This is a genomic window from Erythrobacter longus (assembly GCF_000715015.1).
Taxonomy (GTDB): domain Bacteria; phylum Pseudomonadota; class Alphaproteobacteria; order Sphingomonadales; family Sphingomonadaceae; genus Erythrobacter; species Erythrobacter longus.
Genome location: NZ_JMIW01000001.1, coordinates 892095 through 911881, shown reverse-complemented (window position 1 = coordinate 911881; position 19787 = coordinate 892095). Strand labels below are relative to the sequence as shown.

Genomic DNA, 19787 nt, shown 5'->3' with positions numbered 1-19787 from the left:
CAGATGGCGCGTTTAGAGCGTTTCAAGAGCAGGGATCAGTTGATCGAGCGAATCAATCACGGCGTCAGCGCCAAGTTCATGCGGGGGTTTATCGCAATAACCATAGGCGGCGCCCACGACTGGCACGCCAGCACCTTTGGCTGCATTCACGTCGTATGTGCTGTCACCGACAAAGGCAAATTTCCCGCCGCCGCATATCTCTCGCGCCTTCAAAATGGGCTCTGGATGGGGCTTTGCCAGGAACTGACCATCGGGCCCTTTGCCAAGCGAATTGCCGCCGATGACGCCCTCGAACGGTTCGATAAAATCGATCTGGGTGAGGATGGATCGGGCGAATTCCTCAAACTTGTTGGTGACCACGATCACCTTGACCCCGCGCTCCTTGAGCTCTGCCAACACTTCGCGCGCATGGGGGTAGGGGGCGGTGTGCACTGCATTATTCTCTGAATAGAAGCCCAGCATCTTTTTATAGAGAACCTTGAACTCGTCGGCGGGCAGGCCTCCCTGGGCATCGACCGCCTTGGAAAGCATGATCTTGGCCCCGCCGCCGATAAGGTCTTTCGAGCTGTCCATCGGCACGCGGTCAAATCCGCCAAGCTCCAGCGCGTAATTCACCGCTTCGCCCAGATCGCGAAAGCTATCGACAAGGGTCCCATCAAGGTCAAAACCGATGGTTTGAAAAGGAAAATTGCTCATATTGACGCCCGCGTGAAGGAACGGGCTTCAATCTGCAAGCAATTGCTGGCAAGCGGTCCCCCGAATACCGCACAACGTGCTATAAGGTTTACGCAATGACAGATTTCGCCGCCATTATCCTTGCCGCTGGCAAAGGCACTCGCATGAAGAGCGATTTGCACAAGGTGCTTCACCCGATTGCGGGTAAGCCGATGCTGATGCATCTGCTCGACACGGTCGCATTGATGGGCGTGAACCGCATTGTTGTTGTGGCCGGTGACCGGCGTGAGCAATTGGATCAGGCGCTCGAAGGACGCGATGTCAGCACGGCATTGCAAGACCCGCAGCTTGGCACTGCCCACGCCGCGCTTCAGGCGAAATCGGCGCTTGAGGGTTTTTCCGGCAATATTCTCGTATGCTTTGGCGATGTACCGATGGTCCGCGCTGAAACAATCGAGCGGTTGAACCGGGCGATTGCCGACGGAGCGAAAGTCGCTGTTCTGGGGTTCAAGCCTGAAGATCGCCTCGCCTATGGCCGCATCATTGCCGATGATGACGGGACCGTGCGCAAGATGGTCGAGTTCAAGGACGCGACGGAGCGCGAGAAGACGACGCGGATGTGCAATTCTGGCCTGCTTATCGCCCATTCAGACGATCTGTGGCCGCTGTTGGAGGCGGTGGGTAACGACAATGCAGCTGGCGAATACTACCTCCCCGATGTCGCAACCGGAGCGATTGCGCGCGGTGACAAGGTGGTGGTTATCGAATGCGAGCCTGACGAGGTTGCTGGCATCAACTCCCGCGCAGAGCTGGCCGAGGCAGAACAGCGCTGGCAGGCGGCGCGCCGGGCGGAGGCCATGGCAGATGGCGCGACGCTCAAAGCTCCCGACACCGTGTTTTTCAGCCATGACACGAAGCTTGGCCGCGATGTGACTGTCGACCCGCATGTGGTCTTTGGCCCCGGTGTGAGTGTCGCCGACGGTGTCCACATCAAAGCCTACACCCACCTTGAAGGCGCGACCCTTGCGACCGGCGTGCAAGTCGGACCTTTCGCCCGCCTTCGCCCCGGTGCGGTGATGGAAGAGAACAGCTTCGTCGGCAATTTCGTCGAGATGAAGAAGGCGACGCTTGGCCCTGGCGCAAAAGCCAGCCACCTGTCCTACATTGGCGATGCAACCGTCGGAAAAGATGCGAACATCGGCGCAGGGACCATTACCTGCAATTACGATGGGTATTTCAAATATCAGACGGTGATTGGCGAGCGCGCCTTTATCGGTTCTAACTCTGCCCTGATCGCCCCTGTCACCATTGGCGATGATGCCATTGTAGCAGCTGGCAGCGCGGTCAGCCGTGATGTTGGCGCAGGCGACCTTCGCATGGTGCGCGCCGAACAATTGGTCAAACAAGGCTGGGCCGACCGTTTCCACGACACGATGAAGAAGAAAAAGGCGGCCCAAAAAGCCGGGGCGCAGAAGAAATGAGGGCTTGGGCTGGGATAATTGCTGCGACATTGCTCTGTTCATGCAGTGATGAGCCCACCGCTTCTGTGCCCGATGTGCCGACAGACATTTCCGACAAAGGTGAGCACAGTGATAATGCGGAATCTGAGCGATCATTAACATCAGAATTCACGCAATCCGCCGGCCCTAAAGCCGACGAGCGCACGGATGTCGCCTGTGCCGATACGGAAGAGACGATCTTTTCCTGCACGGTCGAAGGCGGTAAACAATTGGCCGTGTGCGCTGGTCAGATCGGCGCACAATACCGTTTTGGCAGAGGCAAATCAGAGCTCACACTGTCCAACGGGCGATGGGCCAGTGTGCCGTATTCAGGCGGCGGCGAAGCGCAAATTGCATTCCAGAATGGCGAAACGCGCTACATCGTCTTTAGCCGCGTCGCGCGGACAAATTTCGCACCAGGCGAGCCTAATAACCCGGCCATAACCGACGGCGTCATCGTTGAGCGCGCTGGCAAAAAGATAGCTGAACTGAAATGCGGCTGGGAAGGCGAGCTTATGCCTGTTCAAGTCTTCGCAGCCGAAAGGCACCTTGAGAAGGCGGATACTCTTTTCACAGATGAATAGCATGCGAGCGCCTCTTGGTTGAGAAACCGCAAACCTGCTGGCTGTGTGGTCGCCCGTTTGAGACGCTCATCCAGTGGCATCACACTGTGCCAAAGTCCAGGAAGGGGCGCGAGACCGTGCCTGTCCACCCGATCTGCCACAAGGCGATCCACGCCAATTTCACCAATGCGGAACTCGCGCGCATTGGCGATGATCCGGACACCATCCGCGCCAATCCTGCAATTGCAAAATTCGTGAAATGGGTGAGCCGCAAAGAGCCCGATTTTCACGCTCCCACACGCCGATAACGGCGACGTCCGGGAACCAATCGCCCTCGTAAATGCTGATAGGACACACGCTATCAAAGGAACGCATAATGGGTATTGGCAAATGGATCGCAGGCGGCGCGGGGCTCGCAGCAGCAGGCGGCGCGGTCGCCTATGCGCAATATCGCGACATTGAAAAACCCGCGTACGAGGTTGTCATTGCTGACGATGCCTTTGAGCTTCGCCAATATGAGCCGATGATCGTTGCCGAGGTCACACATGCTGGCACGCGCCGCGACACCAGTGGCAAGAGCTTTCGCCGATTGGCCGCCTATATCTTCGGAAATGACCGCCCTGATGCCGGCCCAAATCAGGGTGAGGAAATCGCGATGACTGCGCCCGTCATGTCAGAGCGGGTCGACCAGAACGAGCCTATTGCCATGACTTCGCCGGTTGTTTCCGAAAGGACGGGCGAGGGCGAATGGCGGACCCGGTTTGTTATGCCTTCGAAGTTCACGATGGAGACACTGCCAACACCGCCGTCGGACATTACACTGACCGAAGTTCCCGGACGCCGGATGGCAGCTGTGCAGTTCAACGGAAATGCTCCGACAAGCGATCTAGCCAAGATGGAGGCGGCTCTTGGCCAGTGGATCGAAGCACAGGGCCTGACGCCGGTGGGCTCGGTCGAATATGCCTTTTACGACGCGCCGATGATCCCTGGCCCAATGCGTCGCAATGAAGTGATGGTCGAGGTCGCCGCCCGATAGCGCTGTCGCTGACATTAGGGGGGGCTGCCAGCGGTAACCAAAAGCGCAAGCAGGAGACTTGAGGCGACGACCTTATCGAACCAGACTTCAGACGCTTTCCAGCTGCGAGCGGTTCAGCACGGCGCTGCCGACTGAGTAATCGCGCTCCCACTCTTCAAACTCGCTGCGGCTCAAGAGATACCGCTCGCGTGCTTCGTGAAAACTTATTGCGCGGTCATGCACAGCGCGCACGACGCCAGCTTTGCGGGCAGGCGACCAATGCGCTCGGTGGTTTTTGGGAAGACCATAACTCTTGATCGCTTGCGCGATGGAAATGTCGCGGGGATATGCCATTTTTCCAACTCCTTAAGTTCATCAACTTTGCGCCCCGTTGAGATCAGAATTGGCTCAAAGCGTTAACGGGGAGCTGCCAAGGATGGTTAATTTTGCATTGACGTACTTTCCTGTGTTTTCCTTGGGACGAACGGAGGCGAAAGTGTCGGTTCTGTTTACACCCGCCACAAAAAAGGGCGGCTTCCGCTCTGGGAAACCGCCCTTTTGTGCACGTTGATCGGCGAGGTTACTCGTCCATCAATTGCTGCATCAGATAGATATATTGCAGCGCCTGAAGCTTGGCGCGCTGTTCATTGTCGACGCCGCCAGAGTGGCCGCCGGTCATATCCTCAAAGTAGTAATAGGGGTGACCCTGTTCCTTGAGGCGAGCGGCCCCTTTGCGCGCGTGCGCCGGGTGGGTGCGGTCGTCAGCCGTTGATGCCCAAAGGAAGGGAGTGGGGTAATCCACGCCTTCTTTGATCATCTGATAGGGTGAATACCCTTCGATCCATGCGCGTTGTTCAGGGATACGCGGGTCGCCATATTCGCCGATCCACGAAGCGCCCCGGCCGATCACGTGATAACGCAGCATATCGAACAGCGGGATCTGCACGATCGCTGCACCAAACAGGTCAGGGCGCTGGGTGAAGGCGGTGCCGACCAGCAGGCCGCCCTGCGAGCCGCCCTGAATGCCAAGGTGCTCTGGCGAGGTGAAGCCTTTGGCCACCAAATCATCGCCGATGGCAATGAAATCGTCCCAGGTGCGCTGTTTATTCTCGCGAATAGCGGTCTGGTGCCAGCCGGGACCAAATTCCCCGCCACCACGCATATTGCCAAGCACATAGGCTCCGCCACGCTCAAGCCACATCTTGCCGGTAGAGCCGAGGTAACCGGGTAGGCGCGGTACCTGAAAGCCACCGTAACCTGTCATCAGCACCGCCGTTTCGCCATTCATCTCCATGCCTTCAGGCTTGACGATGAAGTAGGGAATTTTGGTCCCGTCGGCGCTGGTTGCCTCATGCTGCTCGACTTCCATGCCAGCGGCATCGAAATAGGAAGGCGAGGTTTTGAGCGGCTGCGGATCGGCAGAGCCGTCGGTGTAGTAAAGCGTTGTCGGATTGAGGAAGTCGGTGACAGTGAACATGATCTGTTCGCTCTCATTCGAGCTTGCCGCAATGCCCACGGTTGCGTTGTCGGGCAGGGTGACTTCTTCGCTTGTCCATGCGCCCCCTGTCGCATTGGCTTCAAAGTTGAACTTCAAAACCTTGCCAACGACATTGTCGAGCAGGCCCACGTAAAGCGCGCCCGCCGTAATCGCGCCGCCTTGCTTGGTCTGGCGGTCCTGCGGTGCCCAAACGAGCGTCTTTGCCGCGCCATTGGGGTCTTTCTTGAACGCCTCAAGCTCAACCGCGATCAGGCTGTCTGCGGGGAAGGTTTGCCCGTCCACTTCCCAATCGACATCGGTGGAAAACAGCATGTGGCCATCGACAATGCCATAAGGCGATGCCTTTTTTGGAATGTCGAGCGGGATCCAGTCGCTGTCGATCGAGACGAAAAACTCGCTTTCGTGGAAGCTGATACCCCGGAATGCGGTCATCGCCTGGATCTCGCCGGTCGCATCGCGCATCAGGCTCGCGCCTGCCCATACATCGTCAGCCTGACCGCGGAACACCTCTGGTGCATCGGCGATATCCGTGCCCCGGACCCAGACGCGGCTGGTGAAGGGATATTCACTGTCGGTAAGGGTGCCTTCGCCAAAGTCGCGGCCGACGAGAAGCGTGTTCTCATCAATCCATTGAATGCCGCCCTGGCTTTTTTCGGGAAGCTCAAAGCCGCCTTCGACAAAGCTTTTGGTCGAGGTATCAAACTCGCGCATGATGGTCGCGTCTTCGCCGCCATCGCTCAATGCGATCATACATTTGTTGAGCGCAGGTGGCAGGCAGGTGGAGCCTTTATAGACCCATTCCTTGCCTTCTGCCGCCGCAAGAGCGTCAACATCAAGAATGGTTTCCCAGACAGGCTCGTCGGTCTGATAGCTTTCGATTGTGGTGCGGCGAAGGAGCCCCTTGGGGTTCGCCTTGTCTTGCCAGAAATTATACAGGCCATCGGGGCGAAAGCTTACAAACGGAATGCGGTCTTCGCTGTCGTAAATCGCGAGCGCTTCGGCTTTGAGAGTTTCAAAGCGCGGGTCTGCCTCAAGCACGCCAAGGGTGCGTTCGTTTTCGGCGGTGACCCATGCCAGCGCTTCATCGCTGCGCGCTTCTTCAAGCCAGATATAGGGGTCCTGGTCAGGACCGGGCACGCCGTCGCCTGTGTGGTTATCGGCATTGGCCGAGGTTGCAGCGCCAATCGTCATGACAGCCGCCAGAGCAAGAGTGGATACAAGTTTCAAACCTTCTCTCCTTGGGGGGATTGCTAAGAAGATATGTGGCCTGTTGGCACCGGCTTGTGAAGGGGGATAACGAGGGCGAGACGCAAAAAGGGCGGCCATTTCTGACCGCCCTTTCAAATCAGATATGCGTAAAGCGCTTTACGCCTCAACATGCTCCGCGAGCACGGTGATGCCGTTCTCGCCAACTTCGGCAAAGCCGCCCTTAACGGTGATAAGCTCGGGCTCACCACCAGCGGTTTTGAACACCTGAACAGCGCCGTCACGGATCGTGCTCATGAATGGCGCGTGGCCTTCGAGAACGCCGAATTCGCCCTCTGAGCCGGGAACCACAACCATGTGGACTTCCTCAGAGCGGACCTGCTTGGCAGGGGTTACGAGTTCAAAATGGAGTGCCATTTTCTGTTATCCGTCAACGCTGGCGTCAAAAGCCGACGCAGCTTTTTCAAATTTGTCACGGCATCCGGGATTGCAAAACCCTACAACTTTGCCGCGGTACATCGTCAGGCTATCAGCCGAAACCGGATCGCCCGACCAAGGACAGGTCTTATTGACGCAGTCCTTGATGTCGAGCGTGCCAGTCACAAGCCTTAGTCTTCCTCAGCGAGCTTGGCGGCTTTCTCAACCACCATGTCGATGCCGCCAACCATGTAGAAGGCCTGTTCTGGCAAGTGATCGTATTCACCGTCCACAACCGCCTTGAACGACTTCACCGTGTCTTCGACCTGTACGAACAGGCCTTTGATGCCGGTGAAGACCTCTGCCACGTGGAATGGCTGCGAAAGGAACTTCTGGATCTTGCGCGCACGCGCAACGGTAAGCTTATCTTCTTCCGAAAGCTCGTCCATGCCCAGAATTGCGATGATGTCTTGCAGCGACTTGTACTTCTGCAGCGTCTCTTGAACGCGGCGAGCGGTGTCATAGTGCTCTTGGCCAACAACCGATGGTTCAAGAACGCGGCTGGTCGAATCGAGCGGGTCAACAGCTGGGTAAATGCCAAGCTCTGAAATCGCGCGGTTCAGCGTGGTGGTCGCGTCCAAGTGAGCAAACGATGTTGCAGGCGCAGGGTCGGTCAAGTCATCGGCTGGCACGTAGATGGCCTGAACCGAAGTAATCGAACCCTTGTTGGTCGAGGTAATGCGCTCTTGCAGGTTACCCATGTCGGTCGACAGAGTTGGCTGATAGCCCACAGCCGAAGGAATACGGCCAAGAAGCGCGGACACTTCTGAACCTGCTTGCGTAAAGCGGAAGATGTTGTCGACGAAGAACAGAACGTCCTGACCTTCCACGTCGCGGAAATATTCCGCCATGGTGAGGCCCGAGAGAGCCACACGAGCACGCGCGCCGGGAGGCTCGTTCATCTGACCGAACACGAGAGCCACTTTGGAGCCTTCGCTGATCGCTTCGCCAGCTTCGTTCTTGGCGATAACGCCAGCGTCGAGGAATTCGTGGTAGAGATCGTTACCTTCACGGGTACGCTCACCAACGCCGGCAAACACAGACACACCGCCGTGGCCTTTTGCGATGTTGTTGATGAGTTCCTGAATAAGAACGGTCTTGCCAACGCCGGCACCGCCGAACAGGCCAATCTTACCGCCTTTTGCGTAAGGAGCGAGAAGGTCGATCACTTTAATGCCGGTCACGAGGATCGCTGCTTCGGTGGACTGGTCCACGAAGGCAGGTGCTTCTGCGTGGATCGGCATGGCTTTATCAGCGCCAACCGGGCCAAGCTCGTCAATTGGCTCACCAACGACGTTCATAATGCGGCCGAGTGTTTTCGGACCAACAGGCACAGAAATCTGCGCGCCGGTGTTGATCACTTCAGCGCCGCGAACGAGGCCTTCGGTGGCGTCCATTGCGATGGTGCGAACGGTGTTCTCACCAAGGTGCTGTGCCACTTCAAGAACGAGGGTCTTGCCGTCGTTCTTGGTTTCAAGCGCGGTGAGAATTGCGGGCAGTTCGCCGGGGAACTGCACGTCAACAACAGCGCCAATGATCTGACTGATCGTGCCGTTGGTTGTTTGGTTAAGTGCTGCGGTGGCCATTTTGGTTTCCTACTTATTTCAAAGCGTCAGGATCAATCCCGACATTTTCAATTGTTCCGGTCTTCACATACGCATTTCTTAAAATCGAAAACTCGCGCAGTCCTTTTTTCTGTGAAGTCATCGCGTTACTCAGTGTCATCTCGGCTACATCTTTGTTCATTCCGAAAAAGTCAGCGTGGCAACACACCACGATTCCCTGTTCCGTCATGTAGGCGTAAGCTCTCGGTTCTCTCGAATTGTATCCGTTGATAAGTGAGAGATCACATGAGCCATCGTTAACAAAGCTTGTCCAGAAAAAGGCCCTGTCGCAATCAGGGGAGACCCCTGCCATCCCTTTGAGGTCGATCCTGACCTGGAACAGTCCATTCAACGTGCAGATCACCTGTACTGGTGTACGTTCTTCGCTAACTACCTCTTGAATCTTGACGCCGTCGATATTCTCCAAACTTGCTATTAAATCAGTACGTGAAAAATTCTTTTTTCCGAACACTTTACAGAGCCTCAGCACCTGCAATAATTTCAATAAGTTCAGTCGTAATCGCGGCCTGACGGCTGCGGTTGTACTGGATGGTCAGCTTGTTGATGAGGTCGCCTGCGTTGCGGGTCGCATTGTCCATTGCGGTCATCGAAGCGCCTTGCTCGGATGCCTCACGCTCAAGCAGCGCGCCGAAAACTTGCGTTTTCACATAGCGCGGCAGGAGAGCTTCGAGGATTTCCTCTTCGCCCGGCTCATACTCAACCACAGCGCCGCCTTCATCCGAAACCTGCGGTGAGGGGACCGGGATCAGCTGATTGACCGTCGGGTTTTGCACCAGAGCCGACTGGAACGTCGGATAGATCAGGTGCGCGACGTCAAACTTGCCTTCATCGAACATCGTGATGAGTTCAGCGGCAATGCTGTCGGCTTCTTCAAAGCCCGGCGTTTTCACCGTGCTGGTGTCGAAGCCGCTCGTGATCGCGCTTGCATATTCACGCTTCAACGGGGCGCGGCCTTTTTTACCAACGAGGTAAAACTCGACCTGTTTGCCTTGGGCCAGAAGCTCCTGCGCCTTGGCTTTGGCAGCCTTGACGATGTTCGAGTTCAAACCACCGCACAGGCCTTTATCGGTGTTGACCACAACCAGAAGGTTGCGCTGGTCGCTACCGGTGCCCGCGAGAAGCTTTGGCGCGCTGTCGCCGGACACTTTGCCAGCGAGCGAGGCCATCACGGCGCTCAATCGCTCGGCATAGGGCCGTCCAGCTTCGGCAGCAGCCTGCGCACGGCGAAGCTTCGCCGCTGCGACCATCTGCTTGGCCTTGGTGATCTTCTGGGTCGATTTAACCGACCCGATCCGATCTTTTAGTTCCTTAAGTGAGGGCATTATCTAAGCCTCTTTCACAATCTTAGGAAAAATCCACCAAGCGCCAAATGCGGTCAGCGGTGCGAACAAAATTGGATAGAAAGGCAATTCAACTACAAAGCTGAACATGAGAGTGACTAACCCGACAACTAGGGACGTCAACACTCGAGCGCCTGACCAGTCAATCCTCATGCAAACTGCTTCGCAAAAGCCTCGAGCGCCTTCACCGTCGCGTCTTTGGCGTCGTCGAACTTGCCGCTGTCGCGGATCGTTTTCAGAACGTCAGCGTGTTCGCTGCGGAAGAAGGCCAGCATTTGCTCTTCATATTGGCCCACGCGATCCACTGGAACAGCGTCGATGAAGCCGTTGGTACCAGCGAAGATCGAAATCGTTTGCTCTTCAAACGGCATTGGCGAGAATTGCTTCTGCTTCAGCAGCTCGGTCAAACGCGCACCACGGTTAAGCAGCCTTTGCGTCGAGGCATCAAGGTCTGAACCAAACTGCGCAAACGCCGCCATCTCGCGATATTGCGCAAGGTCGAGCTTCATCGAGCCCGAAACCTTCTTCATCGCTTTGGTTTGAGCAGCGCCGCCCACACGCGACACCGACAGACCCACGTTAATCGCAGGACGGATGCCTTGGTAGAAGAGGTCGGTTTCAAGGAAGATCTGACCATCGGTGATCGAAATCACGTTGGTTGGAATATAGGCAGACACGTCGCCTGCTTGCGTTTCAATGATCGGCAGAGCGGTCAGCGAGCCGCCGCCTTCCGACTTGTTCATCTTCGCGGCACGCTCAAGCAGGCGGCTGTGGAGATAGAACACGTCGCCAGGGTACGCTTCACGGCCCGGAGGACGACGAAGCAGGAGCGACATCTGACGGTAGGCAACAGCTTGCTTGGAAAGGTCGTCGTACACGATCACAGCGTGCATACCGTTGTCGCGGAAAAACTCACCCATCGCACAGCCGGTGTACGGTGCAAGGTATTGGAGCGGAGCAGGTTCGGAAGCGGTCGCGGCCACAACGATGGAATATTCCATCGCGCCGTTCTCTTCGAGTTGCTTCACAATTTGCGCAACGGTCGAACGCTTTTGACCAATGGCCACATAAACACAGTAGAGCTTCTTGCTCTCGTCATCGCCTGCGTTCACGCCCTTCTGGTTGATGAAGGTGTCGATTGCGACAGCGGTTTTACCGGTTTGGCGGTCACCAATGATAAGCTCGCGCTGACCACGGCCCACTGGGACGAGAGCGTCAACGGCTTTAAGGCCGGTTTGAACTGGCTCAGAAACTGATTCGCGCGGGATAATGCCCGGCGCTTTGACTTCGACACGCTGGCGCGTTACGTCCGTGATCGGGCCTTTGCCGTCAATCGGGTTACCAAGAGCGTCAACCACGCGGCCCAGAAGACCTTTGCCGACGGGAACGTCCACGATGGTCTCGGTCCGCTTGACCATGTCGCCTTCTTTAATCTCGGCATCCGAGCCAAAGATCACGACGCCGACATTGTCGCTTTCAAGGTTCAGAGCCATGCCCTGAACGCCGTTGGCGAATTCAACCATTTCACCTGCCTGAACCTTGTCGAGGCCGTGAATACGGGCGATGCCGTCACCAACGCTAAGCACGGTGCCAACTTCGCTGACTTCTGCTTCGGTGCCGAAATTGGCGATCTGGTCCTTGATGACCTTTGAAATTTCTGCGGCGCGGATTTCCATGTGCGTAGTCCTTTAAGCCTTCATAGCTTGGGATAGAGAGTTCAAACGGGTGCGGATCGATGCGTCGATCCGCTCTGATCCGATGGTGACGACAAGACCGCCGAGAAGATCGGCATCTGTATCGGCGGTAAGCATAACGGTGCGGCCCACACGGGCGGTGAGCTTGTCTTTCAGCGTCTTGACCTGATCCTTGGTAAGAGGATGCGCGGATGTGACGTTGGCCGAAACCTCGCCGCGTTGATTGGCGGCAATCGCCCGGAACGCAGCAATAATCTGTGGCAGTTTTGCAAGACGGCGGTTGTTGGCCAGCACGCCGAGAAAATTTGCAGTGAGGTCTGAAAGCTTCAAGTGCTTTGCGATGGCAGCGACGGCCGCCCCTTGTTCACCGCGCGAAAGCTGCGGGTTTGTGGTCGCCGCCGAAAAATCTTCCGATTCGCTCAGCGCTGCGCCAAGCGTTTCGAGGTCTTGTTCGACAGCCGTCACTGTCCCGTTCTCGCTCGCGAGATCGAAGAGAGCCGAGGCGTAACGCCCTTGAAGGCTAGACTGAATACCGGCGGAAGTTTCCACGCGTCGTTTGTCCTCTTTGAGGCATGAGAAAAAGTGTGTCGGCAAGATGAGTGATCGCGAGCATCGCAATCCCTTCTGCCGAAGTTGGCGCGCGCCTAGCAAAGCCCCCCAATCTATGCAAGCGGCCTTGGTGGGATTCTCTGGACAGGCGCACCTCTTTGAGTCAGGTTGCGCGGCAGATAACGGTGAAAACACCTTATGGGAGAGAGGAAATGAAACTCACGCCAATGGCGCCGCAATGCGGTGTCGAGGTTTCTGGCGTCGCGCTTGCCAATTGCAGCGATGCAGAGATGGATGCGATCAAACAGGCCATTTATGAACACGGTGTCGCGGTTTTTCGCGATCAGGAATTTTCGCCTGAAGATCACATCAAGTTTGGCCGTCGGTGGGGCGGGATCGATGTGAACAACTACTTCCCGCTGCAGGAAGAGTTCAACGAAATCGCCATCGTGAAAAAAGAGCCCGATCAGCAGACCAATATCGGCGGCGCGTGGCACACCGATCACTCCTATGACCAGATCCCGGCGATGGGCTCGGTTCTGGTGGCGCGTCACCTTCCTCCATCAGGCGGCGATACAATGTGGGCGCATATGGGGGCGGCCTACGATTCGCTGTCGGATGATCTGAAAGAGCAGATCGAGGGGCTTGAGGCCTATCACACCGCTGACCATGTTTATGAAGAGGGCGGGCTGTATGCCCAGACCGATATGGGCAAGAACCTGCGCGGGCAAGACCTTAAAACGGGCGCTATTCACCCTGTGGTGATCCGTCACCCGCACACCGGGCGCAAGATGCTGTATGTAAATAGCGGCTTCACGATCCATTTCGTGGGTCAGACCCGTGAGGAAAGCCTGCCGCTTCTCACAAAGCTTCTGGATGCAGCGCTAACCGAGACGAACCAGTGCCGTCTGCAGTGGAAGCCGGGCACAATCGCGATCTGGGACAACCGCACAACGTGGCACAATGCGATGAACGACTATCAGGGTCACTACCGCGAGATGCACCGGATTACGCTTAGTGGTGAGGCGCTGGCGGCGTAGTTCTCTCTCACGCTAGGATGGCTGACGCCATCCGCTCCGAGGGGGCGCGGCATAAGCCGCGACGGCCCGTCGGCCTTGCGGACCGCCTCGGCGGTCCGTTTTCGTTTGAGCCCCGCTATTCTTCGGTCCCAAACTCTTCATCAAATGCCGCACCCAGCGCGCCGCCGATGCCGCCTGCTTTCTTGCTTTCGCACGAATAGACCAGCCGTTCATTGGGGCGGTCCGGCAGCATTGCGATCAAGGCGGCTTGCTGTTCACCCAGAACGCGCGCTGCATCGGTTACGCCGCAGGCAGGCGGATTGTATTTGCCTCTTGCCTCACGCGCGGCTTCCATATCCTTCTGGCTCAAAAGATAGCGGTCCGTGCGATAGGTGCGCGTTTCCGGATCATAGCGGCTGACCGAAACGGCCGCCTCGCTCGATGGGACAAGCACACGGGTCCATTCGCCGTTCACCATGCCATATTGCGTGCGTTCGTTGACGCATCCATTGGCAGCCCAGTCGAATTCCACGTCGTTGGTGCGCGATCCGGTGATGCGGCTGCGTTCTGGCACCAGAGTGCAGATCAAGGTGCCATCGCCAGAAGTGTTTTCTTGAGAACCACCAGCGTCAGTGTCAGGGCTCTCAACCTCGCCCATCAGGACGGCGACGCGTTCTTCGATGTCGCTGTAACTTGGCCGCGTAATCCACACGAGGCTTGCGCCGATTAAAGCGGCGCCTGCAACGCCTGCTGCAATGATGGCGCGGGTTTGGTTTTCTGGCTTTTCACCCATTCCAGCTCGCAATTGCCCGGCGGTGTAGCCAGCACCGATACCCAGCAACAGAAGGATCATCGCCGCAGCCATCGCATTGTCGCGGGCATCCAGAATTTCGATTTGCGCCTGCAATTGGGCGGCATCACGCTTTTCGCGCAGTTCTGCCGCGCGCGCTTCTATTCGCGCTTGGGCCTCGGCACGCTGTTGGTCGAACCGGGCGCGTTCTGCTGCGTTCAATTCATCGATAGAGGTGCAGGGCAGGGCATTAACCGAAGGCTCCACCCCGTTTTCGCGAAGGAACGGCAGGAGCTCGCGCAAGGATACGGCGAAGTAAAACTCTGCATCCGAACCATTTGAATCCGCGCCAAAGCTGTTGACGCCAAGCACTCGGCCACATCCATCCAGCAGCGGCCCGCCCGAATTCCCCCGTGCAATGGGAGCGGTGTGAAGGATCGTGTCAAACTGGCGGCTGGGTCGTTCCCCTGACAGGAACCCACGCGATTTCACCGGAGGCTGCGCGCGGAAGATATCGCGGATTTCGAGGCCTTGCGCGAGGTCCACATTCATCGGGTAACCCACAGCTGAAACCTCGCCCATGCTCATGCTGTCATCCACGCCGCCCGCAAGCGTCAGCGGCGGCAAGCGCAAAGAGCCGTCGGTAATGCGCAACAAGGCCAGATCATTACGCGGGGACACCGCAACTGTAATCGCAAAGGTCCCGCCCCCATCTGTTCCTGGCCCTTCGCTTGGCACAATTCCAATCTTTAGCGTGTCATCGACCAATGCCTCACGGATAACGTGAGCATTGGTGACGATCATCGTCGGGCTTACCGCAAAGCCGCTGCCGTGGGTTATGGGCGCTGCATCGCCGCCGCTGTCGTCGATCAGAACTACGCGAACCACACCGCGCGCAGCCGCGTCAACATCGCCAGGATCAGCGCTCGCAGGAAAATGGATCAGCCCAAGCGCTGCAAGCGCGACGAGAATGCGGGAGAAAACTGTCATCGCGTGTCCCTTTACAAGGCACCTTACATTGACCGCAAGCTTCGGGATGCGTTTATGGGACCTCTTTGCAAAATGAGCGGCATGACCAATACAAACTCTTTAACCGATGATGAGCGCTGGCAAATCGCGCTTGCCAAGGATCGCCGCTATGATGGCGCGTTTGTGACAGGCGTGCATTCGACTGGCATTTATTGTCGCCCCTCTTGCCCGGCGCGTGCGCCGCTGCGCAAGAATGTGAAGTTCTATGCGAACGCTGTGGATGCAGAGGCCGCAGGGCTTCGGGCGTGCAAACGGTGTTCGCCCAATACGCAAAGCGCCGAGGAGGCCTGTGTTCTGGCAGCCATTGCCGCGATCAGAAGCTCAGTAGCTGGGGGTAGGGGCGCGATGACGCTTGACCAATTGGCTGATCTCACCGGCTATTCCCCGACCCATTTCCAACGCCTGTTCAAACGCACCGTTGGCCTGTCCCCATCAGCGTTCGCCCGCGCCCTTCGCGAAGACAGGGTGCGCGGCGCATTGGAAAGCGGGGCCAGCGTTACTGAGGCGCTTTACGAAGCAGGATACGGCGCGCCATCGCGCTTTTACGCCGACACAAAAGGACGATTGGGAATGCAAGCCAGCGACTGGGCCAATGGAGGCGAGGGACGCCGGGTGCATTGGAGCGTGATCGACACATCGCTTGGAGCCATGTTGGTGGCGGCGACCGAGAAGGGCGTGTGCTGCCTTGCCTTTAATGAGGGTGAAGCAGACTTGCGCGCGCGTTTTCCCAAGGCAGAGATCATTGAAGCAGGCGACGAATTCAAAGCCTTGTTCGCTTCCGTCGTTGCGGCGGTCGAAGAGCCTGGATCGGACAATTCGCACATCCCATTGGACGTCAAAGGCACCGCCTTTCAACAACGCTGCTGGGAAGCCTTGCGCAAAATCCCTGCGGGCGAGACGCGCAGTTACGGCGAACAGGCAGCGATGCTCGGCAATCCAAAGGCCAGCCGCGCGGTGGGAAGCGCCAATGGCGCGAACAACATCGCTGTCCTGATCCCGTGCCACCGCGTCGTTCCGGCCAGTGGCGGTGTTGGCGGCTATGCCTATGGACCGCAAATCAAGGCGGAGCTGCTCAAACGCGAGGGGCGTCATTGAATGGCCGCTCTTTGCTGAAGGAGGGGTGCTGCCTAATGACTGGAACTGGGGGTGGGAGCGGACGAATGACATTCCCAGATCAGCGTTGAATTTTTGAAAAGACAGTGGTCAAAAATAGCACCCAACGAACTTCTTAGCTTCATCCGGTTCAAGCTAAACTAGCGCAATTTGGCTTGGATCCATACCAGATGCGAACCCATTTTAGTCAATTTTAAGTGCTCTGAGTTAGGTTTGATGACGGAATTATAACTCACGATTGAGCCTATGATGCGCAAAAAGATACTTATCAACCTCGCAGTTCTAATCGCGATTTTGGCCATTTTTCTACCTAATAGCTATTTAGTTGCAGGTAGCATGGGGTGGGCAGAACCCCGCAAGCCAGGCGATCCATTAGACGGCTATTGGTACATGAGCGGCAATGACGCTCCTGGATGCTTTGAAGACCTCGTTGTTTACAAGATCGAGCACGGGACGTTCTCTCAAATTTTCCGAGGAAACACTCTCGAAGCCCCTGTCCGCTCCTCGACAGGCCAAGAGCTTATAATTGAATTCCGAACGGTACCGGGCGTTACCTCGAGATTTTACGTCGAAGATCGCGGTCAGGTCCTTTGGGCTTACCGGTATGAAGAACAAAGCAACGGTGAAAGCTTCACTGAAGACTCAGGAATGCCCCTATTCACCACCTGCGACAAACCTAGCACTTTGGGAGTCCTCGCATCCTTAGTTTCAAAGGTGTTTGACCCCGCCGCCCCCACAAAAAAAGTCACGATCAGCCGATCTCATTGGAAAAGCCGGAGCGCCTAGATGCAAGTGAGTAGACCCGTCTTCTTGAGCTTATTGGTCGTAGCGATGACTGCGATAGGGGCCGCTGGTTTTAATGGCAGCTATTTCACTTCAGATTTTTATGGAAGCACGAGCTCGGCATCCGCTAAGATCGGGCTCGATGGATATTGGTATCACCGGGACAATAGCGGCTGCTTCGAAGGTGGGCCAGTTTATACCTTTGAGAACAATGACCCGCGTATCATCATGTCAGGTGAAGTCACCAAGGCCGATGTTGAGTTCGCAGTATCGGGGTCTGAGCGCTATTTCTTCCTAATGGGAGAAAATGACAAGGAATACCGCTACATTTATAAGAACACCGGCACTACTCTGGAGGTCATCCGGATAGACGTGATCGATGGTCTAGAGACAATTTCCATTGAAGATCAGTTCCCTGCCTATGTTCGGTGCGAACACCCAACCACCGCAGGGCTCATCCAATCGCTCTTCTTTAAAGTCTTTGAACCATCATGACAGGCGATCAAGCCCGCTGGCTTTGGTTTATTCCGAAAGGGGGTCGTTAGCGGAAGGGCTGCTTTCTATCCTCCCGCTTGCACTCAGTTGGTTCAAGCGTTCTTGATCGTTAGACCGCCGTCAACCGGGATTGCCACGCCGGTGAGGTAACTCGCCGCTGGCAGCACCAGCGATAATGTCATATTTGCGACCTCTTCCGGGATGCCATAACGACGCAAAGGCACGCGGCGCTTGGCGTAGATTTCCTTATGCTCGTCGGGAATGCCTTGCGTAATTCCGGTGAGGATGGGGCCGGGACAAATGCAATTGACCGTAATCCCGTCGCGTCCAAGATCCACCGCAAGCCCTCTTGTAAGCCCGATCACCCCGTGCTTGGCCGCCACATAAGGCGAGTTTCCTGGCGTTGCGCCAAGCCCTTCGGTCGAGGCGATATTGACGATGCGCGGGCAATCGCTTTTACGAAGATGCGGCATGGCGGCGCGGATCATCTTTTGATGCCCGGTCAGCATAGCGGCTATGCTTGCATCCCAGATACCGGGGTAGCTCTCATCCTCGATAGGGGCGTGGCGCGCAAAGCCTGCATTGTTGATGACAATATCGATCCCGCCAAACTCGCCAGCTACCGCTTCAACACCAGAATTGATCGCCGCCTCATCGCTCACATCAATGGCGAGGGGAAACGCTCGGCCAGAATAGCCCGCGTCGTTTATCTCATTCGCCACGGCGTCGCATTTGGCCTGGTCAAGGTCAGTGACCGCAACGTGCGCCCCTTCAGAAGCAAACAGATGCGCCGTCGCCCGGCCCATGCCGCTCGCAGCGCCCGTAATGATGGCTTTATGCCCTGCGATGGAGCGGCTTAGCAGTTTGTAGGGTTGCATTTGTGCGCGCTCTTTAATCCAGCTTAGGCGGAAAGCCGGGTTCTGCCTTCGCCATCGCCGCCTGATACGCAGGACGTGCGCCGATCCGCTGCAAATAGGCTTGCAAATTGGGCATGCCCTCAATGCTCATATCGCTGAACGCGCGCGCAGTGGTTAGGGAGAAGCCAAGCATAATGTCTGCCGACGTAAAATTCGCGCCGCCAAAGTACTTCGCTTCGCCCAAGGCCTTCTCGATATGCGCCCATGCGTTGGTGATGCGTTTGGCAAGGGGCGGGGGCATTTGAGCGCCAACAGCGTTCACCGCAATGCTCATCATGCCATTGGTCATCAGCGTCGCATTGGCGAAGTGATACCAGTAAAGGTGCCGCGCGAAATCGGGGTTGTCTGCGCCGGGTACAAGATCAGTGCCGGGCGCATATTTGCCCACGATATAGTCCATAATCGCGCCGCTTTCGCCCAAAACAAGGTCGCCATCTGTGATAACCGGCGCAATCTCCATCGGGTGGAGCGCTTTCAATTCCGGCGGGGCAAGGCGCGTTTCGGAATCGCGGTTGTACAGTTTCAAATCATACTCGACGCCCAGCTCCTCGCACAGCCAGACAATGCGTTCGGATTGCGAAATGCGAAGGTGATGGATGGTGAGCATGGGTGAATTTCCTTTTGACGATTTGGCTGTCTGCTTGCGCGATGGGGCTATTGATGTCGAGACTAATTGTCGCCCTTTTTGTTTGTGCGCATTGATTTGCGAATTATTCGCATTAAGTGTGGCGCATGGCTCAAGCTTTCTATGATCTAACTGTCGCCGCCTCACAGCGCGTTTCGCCCTCGATGCATCAAATCACTCTCGCTGGTGAAGCCTTGCGCGATTTTCCCAAAGGGCAGGACGGCGGCTATTTCAAGCTGATCCTTGAACCCGGCAGTGAGGGCAGAAAAGCGCTTATGCGCACCTACACCATCCGGCGTCAGCGCGAGACAGAGATCGACGTGCTGTTTGCCCTTCACGGGGGCCACGCGGCGGGACCTGCGACAAGCTGGGCATTGGGGGCCAAGGTCGGCGATCCGATGACCATTCGCGGTCCTGGTTCGGCCAAGCCATCGCCAGAGGCTTGCGACTTTCACCTTATCGCAGGGGATATGTCGGCTCTGCCCGCGATCAGCGCCAATCTGGAGGCCATGCCGCGCGATGCGGTGGGTGTGGCTGTGCTCGAAGTGCAGCATGAGGAAGATGCGGTGGCAATTGATGCGCCCGATGGTGTGGAGCTGCGCTGGGTGGTGAACCCGGAGCCTGGCCTTCATCCAACGCTGCTTGTCGATGCCTTGCGCCAGATTGATCTGCCGGATGTCGAGATTGCGGGCTGGGCGGCGTGCGAGTTTGAGGGGATGAAGCTTATCCGCGATTACTTGCGCAATGAACTCGCTCTCGAGAAATGCAATATTTACACCTCGAGCTATTGGAAACTTGGCCTTACCGAAACGCAGCACAAGGTTGTGAAGCGCGAGGATGCCGAGCGCCAAGACGTGCCGATCCAATAGGCGGGC

At 56.8% G+C, this 19787-nt stretch carries 22 protein-coding genes; 9 read left to right on the top strand and 13 right to left on the bottom strand.

Annotated elements, in window-relative coordinates; genetic code table 11:
• Positions 1-12: 12 nt before the first annotated feature.
• Positions 13-696, bottom strand: a complete 684-nt coding sequence (locus EH31_RS04485; RefSeq protein ID WP_034958329.1) for an HAD family hydrolase — start codon at positions 694-696, stop codon at positions 13-15.
• Between the two features lie 95 nt (positions 697-791).
• Between EH31_RS04485 and glmU the strand changes: the two genes are divergently transcribed.
• The 4 genes from glmU (at position 792) to EH31_RS04465 (ending at position 3773) form a co-directional block, all read left to right on the top strand.
• Positions 792-2156: a bifunctional UDP-N-acetylglucosamine diphosphorylase/glucosamine-1-phosphate N-acetyltransferase GlmU gene (gene glmU / locus EH31_RS04480; RefSeq protein WP_034958328.1), complete on the top strand. Its 1365-nt coding sequence runs from the start codon at positions 792-794 to the stop codon at positions 2154-2156.
• Positions 2153-2758 carry a hypothetical protein gene (locus EH31_RS16720; RefSeq protein ID WP_051698926.1) on the top strand — a complete coding sequence of 202 codons (606 nt, stop codon included), beginning with the start codon at positions 2153-2155 and terminating at the stop codon, positions 2756-2758. The genes glmU and EH31_RS16720 overlap by 4 nt, the downstream gene beginning before the upstream one ends.
• Positions 2759-2772: 14 nt before the next feature.
• The gene (locus tag EH31_RS04470; RefSeq protein ID WP_034958327.1) at positions 2773-3045 is read left to right on the top strand and encodes an HNH endonuclease; all 273 of its coding nucleotides are present in this window, start codon (positions 2773-2775) and stop codon (positions 3043-3045) included.
• 68 nt (positions 3046-3113) lie between these two features.
• The gene (locus tag EH31_RS04465; protein ID WP_034958325.1) at positions 3114-3773 is read left to right on the top strand and encodes an SOUL family heme-binding protein; all 660 of its coding nucleotides are present in this window, start codon (positions 3114-3116) and stop codon (positions 3771-3773) included.
• A gap of 87 nt (positions 3774-3860) precedes the next feature.
• Here the strand turns inward: EH31_RS04465 and EH31_RS04460 are convergent, their stop codons facing one another.
• From EH31_RS04460 to EH31_RS04420, 9 genes are all read right to left on the bottom strand, one after another.
• Positions 3861-4106, bottom strand: a complete 246-nt coding sequence (locus EH31_RS04460) for a DUF1153 domain-containing protein (RefSeq protein ID WP_034958323.1) — start codon at positions 4104-4106, stop codon at positions 3861-3863.
• A 226-nt stretch (positions 4107-4332) separates the two neighbouring features.
• Complete coding sequence (locus EH31_RS04455) at positions 4333-6477, bottom strand: prolyl oligopeptidase family serine peptidase (protein WP_034958322.1); 2145 nt, start codon at positions 6475-6477, stop codon at positions 4333-4335.
• Positions 6478-6615: 138 nt separating this feature from the next.
• Complete coding sequence (locus EH31_RS04450; protein ID WP_034958320.1) at positions 6616-6873, bottom strand: ATP synthase F1 subunit epsilon; 258 nt, start codon at positions 6871-6873, stop codon at positions 6616-6618.
• 6 nt (positions 6874-6879) lie between these two features.
• Positions 6880-7059 carry a glutathione S-transferase gene (locus tag EH31_RS04445; RefSeq protein ID WP_034958319.1) on the bottom strand — a complete coding sequence of 60 codons (180 nt, stop codon included), beginning with the start codon at positions 7057-7059 and terminating at the stop codon, positions 6880-6882.
• 5 nt (positions 7060-7064) lie between these two features.
• Positions 7065-8519 (bottom strand): F0F1 ATP synthase subunit beta, encoded by a 1455-nt coding sequence (gene atpD, locus EH31_RS04440; protein WP_034958318.1) that lies wholly within the window; start codon positions 8517-8519, stop codon positions 7065-7067.
• 13 nt (positions 8520-8532) lie between these two features.
• Positions 8533-9009, bottom strand: coding sequence for a hypothetical protein (locus EH31_RS04435; RefSeq protein ID WP_034958317.1), 477 nt, complete (start codon positions 9007-9009; stop codon positions 8533-8535).
• Position 9010: 1 nt separating this feature from the next.
• Positions 9011-9880, bottom strand: a complete 870-nt coding sequence (locus EH31_RS04430; RefSeq protein WP_034958315.1) for a F0F1 ATP synthase subunit gamma — start codon at positions 9878-9880, stop codon at positions 9011-9013.
• A gap of 167 nt (positions 9881-10047) precedes the next feature.
• On the bottom strand, positions 10048-11574 hold the full coding sequence (gene atpA, locus EH31_RS04425) for a F0F1 ATP synthase subunit alpha (RefSeq protein ID WP_034958314.1): 1527 nt from the start codon (positions 11572-11574) through the stop codon (positions 10048-10050).
• 12 nt (positions 11575-11586) lie between these two features.
• Entirely contained in the window at positions 11587-12141 is a 555-nt protein-coding gene (locus EH31_RS04420) for a F0F1 ATP synthase subunit delta (RefSeq protein WP_034958312.1), read from the bottom strand.
• A gap of 212 nt (positions 12142-12353) precedes the next feature.
• Between EH31_RS04420 and EH31_RS04415 the strand changes: the two genes are divergently transcribed.
• Entirely contained in the window at positions 12354-13181 is an 828-nt protein-coding gene (locus tag EH31_RS04415) for a TauD/TfdA dioxygenase family protein (protein WP_034958310.1), read from the top strand.
• A gap of 115 nt (positions 13182-13296) precedes the next feature.
• Here the strand turns inward: EH31_RS04415 and EH31_RS04410 are convergent, their stop codons facing one another.
• The gene (locus EH31_RS04410; protein WP_034958309.1) at positions 13297-14940 is read right to left on the bottom strand and encodes a trypsin-like peptidase domain-containing protein; all 1644 of its coding nucleotides are present in this window, start codon (positions 14938-14940) and stop codon (positions 13297-13299) included.
• A gap of 81 nt (positions 14941-15021) precedes the next feature.
• Here EH31_RS04410 and ada point away from each other — a divergent pair, with 81 nt between their 5' ends.
• The 3 genes from ada (at position 15022) to EH31_RS04395 (ending at position 17370) form a co-directional block, all read left to right on the top strand.
• A complete protein-coding gene (ada, locus tag EH31_RS04405) occupies positions 15022-16074 on the top strand; it encodes a bifunctional DNA-binding transcriptional regulator/O6-methylguanine-DNA methyltransferase Ada (RefSeq protein ID WP_034958985.1) in 1053 nt (350 codons plus the stop codon).
• A gap of 264 nt (positions 16075-16338) precedes the next feature.
• The gene (locus EH31_RS04400) at positions 16339-16878 is read left to right on the top strand and encodes a hypothetical protein (RefSeq protein ID WP_152553451.1); all 540 of its coding nucleotides are present in this window, start codon (positions 16339-16341) and stop codon (positions 16876-16878) included.
• 45 nt (positions 16879-16923) lie between these two features.
• On the top strand, positions 16924-17370 hold the full coding sequence (locus tag EH31_RS04395; RefSeq protein ID WP_034958306.1) for a hypothetical protein: 447 nt from the start codon (positions 16924-16926) through the stop codon (positions 17368-17370).
• Between the two features lie 92 nt (positions 17371-17462).
• Here EH31_RS04395 and EH31_RS04390 read toward each other — a convergent pair whose 3' ends face one another.
• Both EH31_RS04390 and EH31_RS04385 read right to left on the bottom strand, forming a co-directional pair.
• Positions 17463-18248 (bottom strand): SDR family NAD(P)-dependent oxidoreductase, encoded by a 786-nt coding sequence (locus EH31_RS04390; protein ID WP_034958304.1) that lies wholly within the window; start codon positions 18246-18248, stop codon positions 17463-17465.
• 13 nt (positions 18249-18261) lie between these two features.
• Positions 18262-18894 carry a glutathione S-transferase family protein gene (locus EH31_RS04385; RefSeq protein ID WP_034958303.1) on the bottom strand — a complete coding sequence of 211 codons (633 nt, stop codon included), beginning with the start codon at positions 18892-18894 and terminating at the stop codon, positions 18262-18264.
• 125 nt (positions 18895-19019) lie between these two features.
• Here EH31_RS04385 and EH31_RS04380 point away from each other — a divergent pair, with 125 nt between their 5' ends.
• Entirely contained in the window at positions 19020-19781 is a 762-nt protein-coding gene (locus EH31_RS04380) for a siderophore-interacting protein (protein WP_034958301.1), read from the top strand.
• The last annotated feature ends 6 nt before the right edge of the window (positions 19782-19787 follow it).